At 63.5% G+C, this 15087-nt stretch carries 18 protein-coding genes; 9 read left to right on the forward strand and 9 right to left on the reverse strand.

Annotated features, from left to right (window positions below):
* The 5 genes from GJR98_RS13950 (at position 1) to GJR98_RS13970 (ending at position 2864) form a co-directional block, all read left to right on the forward strand.
* Positions 1-795 (forward strand): cytochrome b, encoded by a 795-nt coding sequence (locus GJR98_RS13950; RefSeq protein WP_151139250.1) that lies wholly within the window; start codon positions 1-3, stop codon positions 793-795.
* 10 nt (positions 796-805) lie between these two features.
* On the forward strand, positions 806-1570 hold the full coding sequence (locus tag GJR98_RS13955) for a cytochrome bc complex cytochrome b subunit (protein ID WP_151139251.1): 765 nt from the start codon (positions 806-808) through the stop codon (positions 1568-1570).
* A gap of 39 nt (positions 1571-1609) precedes the next feature.
* Entirely contained in the window at positions 1610-2017 is a 408-nt protein-coding gene (locus GJR98_RS13960; RefSeq protein ID WP_151139252.1) for a DUF7315 family membrane protein, read from the forward strand.
* Positions 2010-2291: a DUF7314 family protein gene (locus tag GJR98_RS13965; protein ID WP_151139253.1), complete on the forward strand. Its 282-nt coding sequence runs from the start codon at positions 2010-2012 to the stop codon at positions 2289-2291. The genes GJR98_RS13960 and GJR98_RS13965 overlap by 8 nt, the downstream gene beginning before the upstream one ends.
* A gap of 132 nt (positions 2292-2423) precedes the next feature.
* Entirely contained in the window at positions 2424-2864 is a 441-nt protein-coding gene (locus tag GJR98_RS13970) for a DUF7313 family protein (RefSeq protein WP_151139254.1), read from the forward strand.
* A 169-nt stretch (positions 2865-3033) separates the two neighbouring features.
* On the opposite strand, the gene GJR98_RS13975 is transcribed toward GJR98_RS13970, so the two are convergent.
* Together GJR98_RS13975 and GJR98_RS13980 are read right to left on the reverse strand one after the other, a co-directional pair.
* Complete coding sequence (locus tag GJR98_RS13975) at positions 3034-3768, reverse strand: NAD(+)/NADH kinase (RefSeq protein WP_151139255.1); 735 nt, start codon at positions 3766-3768, stop codon at positions 3034-3036.
* Positions 3769-3891: 123 nt separating this feature from the next.
* Entirely contained in the window at positions 3892-5199 is a 1308-nt protein-coding gene (locus tag GJR98_RS13980) for a M28 family peptidase (protein WP_151139256.1), read from the reverse strand.
* A 135-nt stretch (positions 5200-5334) separates the two neighbouring features.
* Here GJR98_RS13980 and GJR98_RS13985 point away from each other — a divergent pair, with 135 nt between their 5' ends.
* Both GJR98_RS13985 and GJR98_RS13990 read left to right on the forward strand, forming a co-directional pair.
* The gene (locus tag GJR98_RS13985; RefSeq protein WP_151139257.1) at positions 5335-6501 is read left to right on the forward strand and encodes a thiolase domain-containing protein; all 1167 of its coding nucleotides are present in this window, start codon (positions 5335-5337) and stop codon (positions 6499-6501) included.
* Positions 6501-6881 (forward strand): Zn-ribbon domain-containing OB-fold protein, encoded by a 381-nt coding sequence (locus GJR98_RS13990; RefSeq protein WP_151139258.1) that lies wholly within the window; start codon positions 6501-6503, stop codon positions 6879-6881. Before GJR98_RS13985 ends, GJR98_RS13990 begins: the two co-directional genes overlap by 1 nt.
* A 29-nt stretch (positions 6882-6910) precedes the next feature.
* On the opposite strand, the gene GJR98_RS13995 is transcribed toward GJR98_RS13990, so the two are convergent.
* From GJR98_RS13995 to GJR98_RS14020, 6 genes are all read right to left on the reverse strand, one after another.
* Positions 6911-7057, reverse strand: a complete 147-nt coding sequence (locus GJR98_RS13995; protein ID WP_154269751.1) for a hypothetical protein — start codon at positions 7055-7057, stop codon at positions 6911-6913.
* Between the two features lie 2 nt (positions 7058-7059).
* The gene (locus tag GJR98_RS14000; RefSeq protein ID WP_151139259.1) at positions 7060-7986 is read right to left on the reverse strand and encodes an alpha/beta fold hydrolase; all 927 of its coding nucleotides are present in this window, start codon (positions 7984-7986) and stop codon (positions 7060-7062) included.
* A gap of 78 nt (positions 7987-8064) precedes the next feature.
* Positions 8065-9165 (reverse strand): methylmalonyl Co-A mutase-associated GTPase MeaB, encoded by a 1101-nt coding sequence (meaB, locus tag GJR98_RS14005; protein ID WP_151139260.1) that lies wholly within the window; start codon positions 9163-9165, stop codon positions 8065-8067.
* 2 nt (positions 9166-9167) lie between these two features.
* Positions 9168-9587 carry a cobalamin B12-binding domain-containing protein gene (locus tag GJR98_RS14010; RefSeq protein WP_151139261.1) on the reverse strand — a complete coding sequence of 140 codons (420 nt, stop codon included), beginning with the start codon at positions 9585-9587 and terminating at the stop codon, positions 9168-9170.
* A gap of 153 nt (positions 9588-9740) precedes the next feature.
* Positions 9741-11561 (reverse strand): S9 family peptidase, encoded by a 1821-nt coding sequence (locus GJR98_RS14015; protein WP_151139262.1) that lies wholly within the window; start codon positions 11559-11561, stop codon positions 9741-9743.
* Between the two features lie 149 nt (positions 11562-11710).
* Positions 11711-11968, reverse strand: coding sequence for an MTH865 family protein (locus GJR98_RS14020; RefSeq protein ID WP_151139263.1), 258 nt, complete (start codon positions 11966-11968; stop codon positions 11711-11713).
* A gap of 155 nt (positions 11969-12123) precedes the next feature.
* Here GJR98_RS14020 and GJR98_RS14025 point away from each other — a divergent pair, with 155 nt between their 5' ends.
* Entirely contained in the window at positions 12124-13170 is a 1047-nt protein-coding gene (locus tag GJR98_RS14025; RefSeq protein WP_151139264.1) for a M42 family metallopeptidase, read from the forward strand.
* 108 nt (positions 13171-13278) lie between these two features.
* A complete protein-coding gene (locus GJR98_RS14030; RefSeq protein WP_151139265.1) occupies positions 13279-13905 on the forward strand; it encodes a halocyanin domain-containing protein in 627 nt (208 codons plus the stop codon).
* A 72-nt stretch (positions 13906-13977) separates the two neighbouring features.
* On the opposite strand, the gene GJR98_RS14035 is transcribed toward GJR98_RS14030, so the two are convergent.
* Complete coding sequence (locus GJR98_RS14035; protein ID WP_151139266.1) at positions 13978-15036, reverse strand: glycosyltransferase family 4 protein; 1059 nt, start codon at positions 15034-15036, stop codon at positions 13978-13980.
* Positions 15037-15087: the final 51 nt, after the last annotated feature.

Consider the following 15087-nt stretch of genomic DNA (forward strand, 5'->3'; position numbering starts at 1 on the left):
ATGAGTCTCGAACGCAAAGAAGAACACGACCACAAAGCCTGGATGAAGACGAAGGACCTCACGCCGATCGAGGCCACCTTCCTCACCACGCTCATCTGGCTGGATAAGCGACTTCGGATCGTCGACTACCTCGAACTTCTGGAGACACTCTACTACCGAGTGAACCTCCAGATGCCGAAGAGTCACACCGAGCAGTACAACCTCGACAACAAGTTCTGGTACTGGTACCCCCTGTACACGCTGGGCTTGTTCTCGACGCTCGCGTACGTCGTCGCGGCGATTAGTGGCGCCCTCCTCGGGTTCTACTACTCCCCGGCGACGACCGGCGACCCGACGACGGCATACAACAGTATCGAGTTCATCATGCGCGACCTTCAGTTCGGCTTCATGCTCCGTTCCGTCCACCGCTGGGCGGCACAGGTCATGGTCGCGGCAGTGTTCCTGCACATGCTCCGTGTCTACTTCACGGGGTCGTACAAGGAACCCCGCGAGCTGAACTGGCTCCTCGGCATCGTCCTGATCAGCCTGACGATGGTGTTCGGGTACACGGGATACCTTCTCCCGTGGGACCAGCTCGCCTTCTGGGCCGGTCAGATTGGCGTCGAGATGTCGCTGTCCGTCCCGCTCGCCGGTGAGTGGGTGGCACAGCTCCTGTTCGGCGGCTTCACGCTGAGTCAGGCGACGCTCCAGCGCATGTACATCCTTCACGTGTTCCTGCTCCCGTTCGTCGTGACGACACTCATCGCGATTCACATCGGTATCGTGTGGGTGCAGGGCATCGCGGAGCCGCACTGAGGTGACAAACATGAGCGACAACGAACCCGAAAACAAGGAGATTCGCACCGACGGCACGGGCATCGTGGCCCCGGACAACGAGACGCCCACGTGGAGCGAGCGCAAGGCTCGCAAGACGGGGCTCTCCCGACTCACGTACGAGTACTTCGAGCGTGCCCGTCGTGAAGACCAGGACCTCCGTATGGAGTCCGACTACGTCGAACGCGACGTGCTCGCGTTCCCGACGTGGCCGCACGAGACCGTCCGGAACCTCTCGATTGCGTCGTTCTTCGTCGGGATGATTCTGTTCCTCTCGGCGACGATGCCACCGCACATCGGCCCGCCGGCGAACCCATCGAGTACGCCGGCGATTATCCTGCCCGACTGGTACCTCTACTGGTCGTTCGGGCTGCTCAAGCTGAACCCGCTGAACCCCGAGCTCGCCATCCTCGGCGGCCAGAAGATTATGGCCGACCGTACGTACGGTGTGCTCGCTAACGGTGTGGTCGTCGGCTTCATCGCCATCGTCCCCTTCCTCAACAAGGGGTCGGCCCGGCGTCCCGTCGAGCAACCGTTCTGGGCGGCAGTGGGTATCGCAGGCGTGGTCTTCGCGATGACCATTTCGCTGCTGGCAGTCAAGAACCTCATGCCGATGAACGTCGACCTGCTGTTCGACCTGACGTTCCTCCTGCCCATCGTCTTCGGGACGGTCACCTACGCGGTGCTCAAGACGATGCGCGAGGGCTACATGTACAACCTCAACCGTCGCTACTACCGGCTTCGCCCGCCGAAGTAGAGCGGAACCACTACCAATCGTCCCTTCTTAGCGTACATAATGACAGATAGCGATGCGACCAGTGGGCCTCACGACACCGGCGAGTCGGGAGGGAGCCAACGCGGCCGGCGCGGTCGGCGCGGGCGACGCGACATCGTCGTCCCGATGCGCCTCTACAAGACGATTACCGTCTTCTCGACGCTCATCGCCGTCGTCAGCGTCGTCCTCGGGTTCGTCTTCCTCGACGCCGCGACACTACAGGTGAGCGCCCTTCGTGCAGTTCTCTCGAACGTCCTGAGCGTCGTCGGCATTGGTGTCGCCGACGGCTTGCTGAGTACGGTACTCGCGGTGTTCGGCCTGACAATCATCGCATTCGGTGCCGTCGTGTACACCCTCGGGACGAGATTTAGGGCTCGCGGAATGGGAAAGTCTCAAGAGGACTCCGGCGAAGGTTCGAACAATGGCTGACGAATTCATCAAGGGGCTGGGCATCCTAACCGGCGCCGGTCTCGCGTGGCTGGTTCTCGCGTCGTGGTACCGGACGAGCAGCTTCGAGAGCACGAAACAGCTCATCGAACCACTGTCGGCGGGTGCGACCGAGGGTATCTTCAACATCATCGGCGTCACCCTGATGGACGCGTTCCTCTGGTTCGCGCTCCTGGGTGCGCTCACGTTCTGGGTCCTCATCCCGGCGGGCCACCAGATCATGTCCGCGCTCAAAGAACGCCGCAACGCGCAGTAAACCCTCACGCGCCCTCTCTTCTCGTCTCGCGAGAAATCATATAAAAACCCCCACACGATAGCGGCCGCCACGTCCGACTCGTGCCGCGTCAGATTGGAAAAACTCTAATGAGTATCCCTCCGACGTTCCTGTATGCAACCACTGCAGTTCCTCGTCCCACTCGACCAGTTGGCTGCGGTCGAACCGGTGATCCCCTTCGCGATACTCGCGCTCGTGCTGGCGAACTTCGCAACGCGATTCCTCGCACACCGGTCACACGTCAAGCAGGCTGAAGACGGTGCAGACGAACTCTCGCGCTACCTGCCGCACAGCATCACGTCCGGTGGACTGGTGCTCGTTTCGTTCGTCTTCTTGCTTTTCGAACCACACGGAGGGATGGTCATGTCCGTCCTCGTCGTCGGAATGTTCCTGACCGACTTCTTCGAGTTCGAGTCCCGCAACGTCGAAGCGCGCAACGACCGCCCACTCGAACGTCCGAACGGTGCGCTCACCGCCGCGGTCTTCGTGCTCCTGTACGCTGCGTACCAGAGCCTCTTTTTCCTCATCGAAGGCGCCTGGAACGTCGTCGTCTGAGACGGTCTGGACGCCTCCGTTTTCTGCAACATCTCCGAGACCCGCTCGGTAGCATCACGAGGGACCCGATTTTTTAGTCCCGAGCGCAGTCGCTCGTGAGCGACTGCAACGGCGACTCAGGAGCGGAAAAATACGAGACAAGAGCGCCGTCCATCGACGGCCGCGCAGTTCAGTCGAGAAGCAGTTGGGCCGTCCCGTCGACGGTGACCAAGACGGGCTCGAACGGTGGAACCTCGCGGACGACGTCGTCGTCGATGACGAGTGAGACGGGTGCGTCGTCGCGTTCGACCGTAAGCCGAAGCGGTGGTTGGAACACCCACGTGTCGGTCCGCGTCGCGTACGGAGAGACGGGGACGACGGCCACACCGGCGTCCGGACCGACGACCGACCCGCCCGCCGCACGAGCGTACCCAGTACTCCCGAGCGGAGTGGCGACGACGACGCCATCCGCACGGAATTCGTCGACGGGCACCCACTCGTCGGCGTCGGTCAGGTCGTCGTGGTCGGGCGAGACAGCGTGTTCCGACCGAGCGTGCGCGACGCCGTACTCCGAGATGTGCGCCGGTTCACTCGTGACGAGCATGGCGTCGAAGAGTGCGCGGCCCGCGTGGTCGCCATCGACGGAGACCGAGAGAATCGGGTGGTCGACGACGCGTCGCTCGCCTGCACGTATCGACGCGACGGCGTCTTCGAGGTGACGACGAGGCGTCGACCACGGCATCGAACAGTCGACGGGGACGACCGGAGCGTCCCACGGCGAGTCGAGTACGGCGTCAGAGAGTGACGACTCGCCGACTGCGACGACGGCGTCGGCAGTCGCAGTCTCGTCAGACGAGACGACGTCGGCACCCGCCGCTCGAATCGCCGCAGCGACCGACTCGTCACCGACGACTGCAAATCTCATCGTCGTCCACCTCCGGCGAGCCCGTAAGCATCGTGCCGTGCTACGCTGCCCCGAATAAAAGCCCTCGTGGTTCGGTCCGACCGTGAGACGGAACCGAGGAGTCGACCGTCTTCGCTGCCGGTCTCAGAACGGCCAGTCGCCGGTGACCTTCATCCCCTTCGCCTGGTCTTCGGCTTCGAGTGCCGCAGCGATATCCTCGGGTGCCGCGTGTGGAATCTCGCGGTCTGCGCGTGCGAGTTCGACCGTGAGTTCGGTCAGCAAGATTGCTTGCTCGCGGAGCGTCCGCGATTCGAGTTTCTCGATAGTGTCGGCGTGGGTGTGACCCCATCCGCGGCCGCGCCCTTTCTTCTCGCTGCCGACCATGTACGCCGGAACGCCGTGGGCGACGAAGGGCCAGTGGTCACTGTGCGGAAGTTGCTCGGGAATCGTCGAGATATCGTGGTCGAAGCGCTGTGCGACGGTCTGGGCGGCGTCTTCGAGTTCGTCGAAGCCGTGGGTGTGCAGGCGGAGCGTTCGTCCGGCGACGACGCCGTCGTTGTTGACGATTGCCTTGACGTTCGCTCGGTCTGCGCCCAGTCGCGTTGCTTCGTGTTCGGACCCGACGAGGCCGACTTCTTCTGCGCCGAAGCAGACGAATCGGACCCGTGTCTCCAGTTCGTCTTCGCGGGCAGCGAGTGCGCGGGCGAGTTCGACGACCATCGCGGTCCCTGCGCCGTTGTCCATCGCGCCTTCGGCGATGTCGTGTGCGTCGAGGTGACTCGTCACCAGTACCTCCTCGTCGGTCTCGGGGCCGAGTTCGGCGTGGACGTTTCCGCTTTCGGCCTCGGGGGTCTCACAGGTGACTTCGATGGTGACCTCTTCTCCCTCGAATCGACGGCCGAGGCGGGCGCCAACTTCCTTGCTCACGCCGACTGCAGGGATGTCACCGATGGGTGCATCGGCGGTTCCGACGCTCCCGGTGGGTGGGAGTTGGCCGGGGACGTGGTTCGCGAAAATGAAGCCCTCGGCACCGGATTGGACGGCGTAGTAGTACTTTTCGCGGCGGTGGATGAAGCGGTCGAAGTGGTCGGGAACGGTCGACGAGACGACGACGATTTTGCCCGAGAGGTCGCGGTCGAAGTCCTCGGGCAGTCCGTATCCGAGGTCGACGAGTTCACCGGAGACCGTCCTTGCGGGACTGCGCGGGAGCGCGATGCAGTCTTGGGTCGTGTTGTGCGCGACGATGGTGCTGTCGCCGCGTTCCCAGCCCTGAATCTCGAAGGGGTCGATGCGGGCGTTGCGCGCACCGACGGATTCGAGCGCGTCGCGCGTCACTTCCATCGCCTCGCGTTCACCGGGCGACCCTGCCATTCGGTTGCCGATGTCGACGAGCGTCTCGAGGTGTGACCATCCGACGTCGCTCGTGAACGTCTCGCTAATCCACTCAGTCATACACAGAGGTGACGCGGGCCGAGGGTAATCGTTGCGATAGGCGTGCCCGCAGAACTGACCGCCGTCTCGATATTTACCACTCACGTGCTCCCGTGAACGGCAGGTTCAAGGGGCATCTATCACGTACTTTCATTCATGAACGACGTTCGAATCGCCGGGGTCGGACTGACCAAGTTCGGCAGTTCCCCCGAGCGAACGGGCCGCGATCTGTTCGCCGAGGCAGCACTCGCCGCCCGCGACGAGGCCGGGCTCCCCCGCGAGGACTACGAGGAGATTCACTACGGGAACTTCATGGGTGAACTCGCAGAGGGGCAAGGCCACCAAGGTCCGGTCGTGGCCGAGGCCGCGGGACTCGAATGCCCAGCAACCCGCTACGAATCGGCGTGTGCCTCCGCGGGTGTCGCCTTCCGACAGGCCGTCCAGACGATTCGCGGCGGGGGTGCCGACGTCGTCCTCGTCGGCGGGATGGAACGGATGAACAACCTCGGCACGTCCGAGGTGACTCGCTCGCTCGCAATCGCGGCCGACGAGTTGTTCGAAGTCCGCGCAGGCGTCACGTTCCCGGGTGCGTACGCGCTCATGGCCCGGGCGTACTTCGACGAGTTCGGCGGTGACAACGAGGACCTCGCCCACATCGCAGTGAAGAACCACGCCAACGCGATGACGAACGAGTACGCACAGTTCCACCGTGAGATTACCGTCGAAGACGTCCTCGAAAGTCCCACCATCGCCGACCCATTGACGCTCTACGACGCGTGTCCCATCACCGACGGTGCGAGTGCCGTCGTCCTCGTCAGCGGCGACTACGCGGATAAACACGACGTCGACGCCCCCGTTCGAGTCGCCGGGGCCGGACAGGGTGGCGACAAGGCCGCACTGCAGGACCGCGAGTACCTCGCCCAGACACCGGCGGCGACGAAAGCCGCAGAGATGGCATACGCGGACGCCGCCATCACGCCCGACGACGTCGACGTGGCCGAAGTCCACGACTGCTTCACCATCGCCGAGGTGCTGGCACTCGAATCACTCGGGTTCTACGAGCCCGGTGAGGGTATCGGCGCGGCCGCACGGGGCGAGACGACCCGTGATGGTAACCTCCCCGTCAACCTCTCTGGCGGGTTGAAAGCGAAAGGACACCCAGTCGGTGCGACGGGAACTGCGCAGGTCGTCGAGATGACGAAACTCCTCCGCGGCGACCACGCGAACAGCGGTGCCATCCCGGACGCTCGCATCGGCGTCACCCACAACGCGGGTGGAACCGTGGCGAGTGCTGTCGTCCACGTGCTGGAGGTGATGAACTGATGGCAGACACGGGTTACGACGAGTGGTTGGCCGCCATCGCCGACGGAGAGGGCTACTACCTCGCTTGCCCCGACGGCCACGGGTCGCTCCCACCGCGGCGCTCCTGTCCGCACTGTGGAGACGCTGAACTGACCGAAGAACCGCTCCCCGAGACGGGTACCGTGGTCACCTTCACCGAGATTCACGTCCCCGCGCCGGACTTCGCCGACGCGGCACCGTACGTGACGGCAATCGCCACCTTTGGTCCCGTCCGACTCACGGGCGTCGTCCGCGACGTCCCCAACGCAGAGGTCGAACTCGGGATGAACGTCACGCCTGACGCCGACGTGAACGAGACGACTGGCGAGCAGTTACTCGTGTTCCACCCGGTCGACGAGTAACCGCACGCTGGGTACGGAACCACATAGTCTCAGTTTTCCTGTCGTTCGAGAATCTCGCCCGGTGAGGTCCACCCGTAGACGTACGACCCGATGGCCCACACCCAGAACCCTGCCGCAAGAAGCGCGATGGCACCGTAGAGGAACAGCGACATCGCGTCGAGCGTTCCTCCAAGCATCGTTACGCGAGCGCGTCTCGGACTGTCTCGACGAAGGCGTTCGGGAACTCGACGTGCGGGAGGAGCATCGCTTCGTCGAAGACGACGAGTGTGCAGTCGGCCGCTTCGGCGAGTTCTCGGCCGTCTTTCAGCGGCGTGATGTCGCTCTCACGACCCCAGATGAGCGTCGTCGGCACGTCGAGGGCAGAGAGTTCCGACGCGAGGTCCACGTCCGAGTTGAGGTAGCCGGAGATGAACGACGCGGGTGCAAACCGGGCGCCCTCCTGGTGTGCCGTCTGCCACTCGTACGCTTCCCACTCGTCGCTCGCCTTCGCTGGGTCGTAGTAGCCGTGGTCGTCGTTGAAGTAACGAATCGACTGTCGGGAGGCGACAACGTTGAAAAGCGCCTCGCCGACGACCGGCGCGCGGACGAGTTCACGAAGCCACTCCTTGGGTTCCGGACCGCCCCGCTGGGTGGGACAGATGAGGACGAGGCGAGAGACCGAGACGTCGTCTCGTGACGCCGCAGTGACTGTGTACGCAGACGTGAGCGACGACGCGACGACGGACGGGTCGTCGTACCGGGCGAGGAAGTCGCCGACGAAGTCCTCGTAGAGTGCCGGGGAGTAGTACAACGGTGGACGGTCAGAGAGTCCGAATCCGGGGAGGTCCGGGGCGACGACGTGGTAGTCTTCGGCGAGTTCGTCGAAGATTTCGCGGAACTCACCCGACGACCCGGCCGCGTTGATACCGTGGAAGAGGACGAGCGTCGGCGCATCGGCGTCACCTGCCTCGACGTAGGAGACGGTCATCCCGCGCCAGCGGTACGTCCGTTGGTCACCGGAGAGCGGAGGTTCGAGCGGGCCAGCACGTTTCGAGAGGCTCGCGTTTGCGGCGACAGCGAGGCCGACACCGGCCGCAGCGAGACCGAGAACTCGTCGGGGCTTCATGTCATCTAAGTGGCGCGCGATGACCTTAATTCGCCCGCCGGTAGCGGGGTCGACTGGTGAAAATTGGTGGAGACTGGCTCAGTCGTCTCGGTCTTCGAGACACTCCCGAAGCGGTTCGATGACGGTTTCGGTGACCGCGTACGGGTCTGTCTCCTTGTCGACGACGGCGGTGGCGAAGTCGTCGATACCGCCACGGTGGTCCAGTTCGCGTTCGAGGAGTCTGTTCACGTCGCTCCGGAGCAGTTGCCGAATCTCTTCGGCAGCGCGCTGTCGGGCCTTCTCTTCGAGTTCTCCCGACTCGGAGAGATACGTGTAGTGGTCGGCGAGCGTCTCGACGAGGGTGTCGATTCCCTCACCCGTCGTGGCGATGGTCTCGACGACCTGTGGCGTCCAGACCGGTTCTGGCTCGGGCTCTTCGTCTACTTCGTGAGAGTGGTCATTCCCGCCGTGACCGTGGCCGCCGTGCGCACCGGCGTCGTCGAACGCGTCAGCACCGTGGTGACCCACGTCGAGATTCGCTCGTGGGTCGTCGCGGAGGTGAATCATCTCCTGTAGCTCGGCGACGGTGCGAGAGGCGCCCTCCATGTCTGCTTTGTTGACGACGAACACGTCGCCGATTTCGAGGATACCAGCTTTGAGCATCTGAACGTCGTCGCCGCTGCCGGGTTGGACGAGGACGACGACCGTATCTGCGGTCTTCACGACGTCGACTTCGTTCTGGCCTGCGCCGACCGTCTCGATGATGATTCGGTCCTTCCCGAAGGCGTCGAGCGCTTTGACGGCGTCTGCAGTCGCCGTCGAGAGACCACCGAGTTGGCCGCGGGCGCTCATCGACCGGAAGAACACGTCCATGTCGCCGACGTTCGACGCCATGCGGATGCGGTCACCGAGGACGGCACCACCGGTGTACGGCGAGGAGGGGTCGACGGCGATAACACCGACCGTCTCACCCTGGTCGCGGTAGTACTTCGCGAGTTTGTCCACGAGCGTCGACTTGCCAGCGCCGGGGCTCCCGGTGATACCGACGACAGACGCGTGGCCCGTGTGTGCGTGAATCTCGGAGACGATGTCACGGTAGCCCGGTGACTGCGACTCGATTTTCGTGATGACGCGAGCGAGTGCTCTGTGTTCACCGTCGAGGAGTCGCTCGACGAGGTCGGATTCGACCGCCTGCCCCATCGTCACTTCCGCTCAGGCGCGTTTTCCTTCACGAAGTCGATCGTCTCCTGCATCGGCGTGCCGGGGCCGAAGATGGCGTCGACGCCTTCGTCGAGGAGTTCGGGGCGGTCCTCTTCGGGGATGATACCGCCGACGATGACGAGTGTGTCGTCGAGTGCCCCGTACTCTTCGAGGCCGGCCATCACTTTCGGGACGAGTGTGTTGTGTGCACCCGAGAGGATGGAGATGCCGAGAACGTCGACGTCCTCTTGGACCGTCGCCTGAATGATTTCGTCAGGCGCTCGGTGCAGTCCGGAGTAGATAACCTCGAACCCTGCATCGCGGAAGGCGCGAGAGATTACGTGTGCCCCACGGTCGTGGCCGTCGAGTCCCACCTTGGCGATGAGACACCGGATAGTTCGCTGTTCGGAGTCCGCGCTCATACGCGGAGGTTCGGTGTCACCCGATTTGATTCTAACGGAAGATAAGGAACGTTGCCGCTCGACCGACACGGCTGCCACAGCTCACTCGGCACAACCGCCGTCAAAACACTCGACGTGGGCGCCGTCGGCTCAGTCGGTGTGACCGCCGTCAGCTCACTCGCCGTGAGCGCTTCCGACGTACTCGTCGAGGAAGTCGGCAATCTGGGTGTACGCGTCGATGCGGTTCTCCAGTTTGGAGAAGCCGTGTCCCTCGTCTTCGAAGATGAGTTCGCGGACGTGGGCGTGCTTGCGTGCCTCCTCGACGAGTTGGTGGGCCTCGCTCACCGGAACGCGCGGGTCGTTCTCGCCGTGGAGGACGAACAGCGGCGCGCGAATCTTCTCGACGTTGTTGAGTGGCGAGATGGATTCGAGGAACTCCCGGTCGTCTTCGAGAGAGCCATACTCCGCCTCGCGGAGTTCACGTCGCCAGTCGCCCGTGTTTTCGAGGAACGTGACGAAGTTGGCGATGCCGACGATGTCGATGCCGGCAGCCCAGAGGTCTGGATACTCGGTCATCGACGCGAGCACCATGAACCCACCGTACGACCCGCCCATCGCGACGATTTTGTCGGGGTCGACTGCCGGGTGGTCGTGAAGCCACTCGACCGCCGCCTCGATATCGGCGACCGAATCCATCCGCTTTTCTACGTCGTCGAGGTGGCCGTAGGCTTTCCCGTAGCCTGCGGACCCGCGGACGTTGGGTTCGAAGTAGGCGTACCCGCGTGAGAGGAAGTACTGCTTTACCGACGAGAACGACGGTCTGCGCTGTGCCTCGGGGCCGCCGTGAATATCGACGATGACGGGTGTCTTCCCCTCGGGTGACTCTTCGGGGAGGGTGAAGAACGCCGGAATGTCGCGGCCATCGAACGTCGGGTAGTGGACGAGTTCCGGCGGGACGAACGTATCTCGTGGAATCCCCGCTGTGGCCGCGTGCGTCCACCGCTCTGCGTGGCCTGTCTCCAGTTCGACGACGTAGACGTTCGCGGTGTCGGCGCTGGCAGTGACCGTGATAGACGCTCGGTCGCCGTCAGGTGAGAACGAGACGCCGCCGGCGACGCCCTTCGGGAGGTCCGGTTCGGGGAACGTGTCAATCTCGTCGGGGCCGACGAGTTCGCCGAACGTGAGTTCGGTGTAGCCTTCGACGTTCCGAGAGTAGACGAGTTTGCGCGTCTCGTGGTCGATGCTGATTCCATCGAACTCGTAGTCGTCACCGGATTCGACGAGCGTGAACTCCTCGGTTTCGAGGTCGTAGCGGACGAGTTCGAGCGTGTCGCTGTCGCGGTCGGTCACCATGTAGATGTTCTCGCCGTCCGGCCCCCACTCGGGACTCTGGAATCGAACAGTGCCCTCGTGCGGCGTGAGATGCGTCAGTTCGTTCGTAATCAGGTCGAGGACGTACACGTCCTGGTCGAAGTTCGAGTACGCCTCTTGGACGATGAGTTTCGAGTCGTCCGGCGACCACCCGCCGAGGGTGAGCCACCCGTCGCCCTCGTGGACGAGCGTGGCATCCATGCCCGTCCCGTCGCGGTCCTGTACGTACACGTCGAAGACGGCGTTGTCCCGTCGATTCGACGTGAAGGCGAACCGCTCGCCGTCGTGACTCCACCCACCCCAGCGGTGTTTGGCATCGGGGTGTTCGGTCAGATTCTCGATGACGCCCGTGTCGGGTTCGAGACGGAACAACTGCTCGCGCTCGTTGCCGCCTTTGTCCATCCCGAAGACGAGTTCAGGGTTCTCAGGCGACCACGAGGCGAAGGTGACCCGTTCGTCGTAGAACGTTCGTTGTTCGGGCCAGACGCCGGGGCCGTCGACGGTCCACACCTGTGGGACGCCCGTCGTGTCCATGAGAAACGAGAGTCGCTCCCCGTCGGGGGCGAAAGAAGCACCATAGGCGCTCCTGATGTGCAGGTAGCGCTCGATATCGTAGGTTCGCATACCCCGAAGATTCGCGCGGTGGCGAGAAATCGGTTTGGGTGTCAGAAGTCCGAGAGTCGAGGGGACTGCGACTCGGGTCCACATACTGGGTGGCGCAGTCGCTCAGTCGGGTTAAAAGATGGTATCGAGTGAACGGCGTACTGCCGTGATTAGATCATGTCTTCGGCCTTGAGCCCCTCGATGATGTCGTCGACGAGGCTCTCAGCGTCTTCGTACGGGAAGTCCTGGTGCTTGCCGAGCTTCGCGGCGAGTTCCATCGCGGTGATGGTCACACCGTCGGCTTCGAACTTCGTGCCCGGACCGTTCGGGAGGGCAGGAACGAGCGACATCTGGTTCTTGACAGGGAAACTCGCACCGGAGAACGCGTCCATGAACTGTTCGCGAAGTTGAGATTCGACGTCAGACATACCTTGAAGGTACAGAGTGACGTGGAAAAACGTTCCGGAACAACCATAAACTATTTAGAAGTTTCTCAAAACCGCGTCCAGTGGTCGCAGTGTGAGAGCCGGCCGCCTCGTCCGGGACTGATGGACTTATCTACAACGGCAATTCATGCAGAATCATGGACTTCGACTTCGACCGTCTGAAGCAACTCACAGAGACTAGTGGTGTCCCCGGCTACGAGGACCGGATTCGCGCCCTCGTCCGCGAGGACCTCGAAGCGACGACCGACCACGTGAGCGTCGACGCGATGGGCAACGTCGTCGGCACCATCGAAGGCGAGAGCGACTACGAAGTCGCCGTCGCGGCTCACATGGACGAAATCGGATTTATGGTCCGTCACGTCAACGAGGACGGCTTCCTCCAACTGGATGCCCTCGGTGGCTGGGACCCTCGCGTCCTGAAGGCCCAGCGCGTCACGGTCCACGCCGAGAGTGGCGATTTCACCGGCGTCATCGGCTCTGTCCCGCCGCACACGCTCACTGAAGAGCAGAAGAAGAAGGAACCGAAGGTGGAAGACGTGTTCGTCGACCTCGGTCTCCCCTCCGAGACGGTCGAAGAGGAAATTTCCGTCGGCGACCTCGTGACGATGGAGCAGACGACCGTCCAGATGGGCGACCACGTCACGGGCAAAGCCATCGACGACCGCGTCTGCCTGTTCGCCATGCTCGAAGCGGCCCGTCGCATCGAGAACCCCGAAGTCACCATCCACTTCGCTGCAACCGTCCAAGAGGAAGTCGGCCTCCGCGGCGCGCAAGCACTGGGCGTCGACCTCGACCCCGACCTCGCACTCGGTCTCGACACGACCGTCGCCAACGACGTTCCCGGCTTCAAGCCCGCTGACTACGTGACGCAACTCGGCGAAGGTGCGGGTATCAAACTGAAAGACTCCAGCGCCATCGCCAACCCGAAGGTCCACCGTCGCCTGCGCGACGTGGCCGAAGAGAACGACATCGCCTACCAGATGGAACTGCTCCCCGCGGGCGGCACGGACACCGGTGGCTTCCAGAACACCTACGGCGCGAAACCCGTCGGTGCCATCTCGATGCCGACGCGCTACCTCCACACCGTGACTGAGAGCGTCCACAAAGACGACGTGACCGCGTACATCGACCTCCTGACCGCGTTCTTGTCGAGTGAGACCGGCGAGTTCGACTACACGCTCTAAGCCGGCCGTGAAATAGCGGTCGGGGACCCGTCAAATTGAGGCGCGGTATCCTTCGGCCGACGGACGCGAACCAAAGTATTCACTACAGGCCCACACCAAGCGGCGGACATGACCGACGGCAACGTGGATATGTCTCGGCGGGCGTTCCTCGGCGCGGCCGCTGGTGGCGCGGCGGTTGCCGCCACCTCTGGCACGGCCGCGGCGCAGACTGAAGAACCAGACTTCGGCGGCTACCTCGACGGCGTCGACGGTGGCTACGAAGACCTTCGGGGACAGAGCGAAGTCACCATCGAGGTCGGCGCTGAGGGTAACGGCGGCGCACTCGCGTTCGCCCCCGCTGGTGTCTGGATCGACCCGGGGACGACTGTGACGTGGGAATGGACTGGCGAAGGCGGCGGACACAACGTCGTCGCGAGCGAAGGCGCGTCACTCGAATCCGGCGCACCAGTCGCTGAAGCTGGTACGACATACGAGTACACCTTCGAAGAGGGCGATGCAGGTATCACGAAGTACCACTGCGCACCTCACGAGGCACTCGGTATGCTCGGTGCAGTCGCCGTCGGCGGCGACGTCCCGACTGTCGAAGTCGGTGGCGGTGGCGGCGGCGCAAGCCTCCCGCAGGTCCCGGACAGCGCGAAGGCGCTCGGCGTCGCGACGACGTTCGCGATGATTGCGACGCTCGGCCTCGCGTACTTCTTCATGAAATACGGCGGCGACTACGACATCCAGGAGTAATCCCGTCGTTTCGTCCCCCGGTTTTTCACAGTGATGAGCGACTGCGCTGTTCACGCATCCGGCGCGTCAGCGTCAGAAGAAGCCGAAGTCGTCTATCTCTGATTCGTACACCGACTCGAACTGACTGACGACCTGTCGGGAGTCGTACCGGGCGAAGTCTTCGTCGACCGTCCGGTGGTCGAATCCGCGGGCAGCGACGATCTCGTCGGCGAGTTCCTGTGGACTGGTGACGAGGGAGCCGCGTTCGCGTCCCTCGACGAGTTCGTGGGCCGCAGACCGAGCCTGATACTCGACGAGACTCACACACCCGCACGCGAGTGCCCACAGGAGGTTCGTGGCGAACGGTTCGCGCGTCGCCGTCTGCGCGAAGACGTGTGCGCCCTTCATGATGGGAACTGCCTCGTCCGCAGAGAGTTCGCCGAGGAACTCCACCCGGTCGTCGATTCGAAGGTCGCGTGCGGTCTGTTCGGCGTTCGACCGTTCGGTGCCGTCGCCGATGACGACGGCGTCCCAGTCTTTGTCGCGGAGTTCGGCGAGTGCGAGGAGGAAACTCTCGACGTTGGCGTGCTCGTCTAAGTCACGCGCGTAAACGACGTCCGCTCGCTCTTGGACGCCTGCCTCCCGAACGAGGTCCATGTCGATTGGTTCGGGCACGACGTGGGTCGCGTCCACGGACGCACCCAGTTCGCGCACCTGCGTCCGAATCATCTCGGAGGGGGCCAAGACGGCGTGTGGGGCCTTCGCCGCGCGGCGATACGAGCGCGACCCACCTCGGTCGTCTCGGGTCCACCAGTCGGCGACGACAGGGACACGCAAGAATCGCGCCGCGGCCTTGGCCGCCGTCACACACGACGGTGGGAAACTCGTGACCTGAATGACGTCCGGTTTGACCTCACGGAGGGCGAACGGGACTCGAGAGGCGAACCGCCCAGACGCCGGCGAGTCGGTCACGCGGTGGTACGTCACGCCGTTCTGTGCGAACTCGATGACCTCGCCGTCCCACCACTTGGCACAGAGGACGACAACGTCGTGTCCGTGTTCGGCGAGGAGTTCGGCAGTTCGCCGCATTCGAATCGTCGCTCCCGTCTCTTCGTGGTGCGGTGTGTACATCGAGACGAGTGCGACTCGCATATTCGCGGCCACTACGCGCCGCGATAAAAATCCACGTCTTTCGCGTCCGAG

It is taken from the genome of Haloferax marinisediminis (genome assembly GCF_009674585.1).
GTDB classification, from domain to species: domain Archaea; phylum Halobacteriota; class Halobacteria; order Halobacteriales; family Haloferacaceae; genus Haloferax; species Haloferax marinisediminis.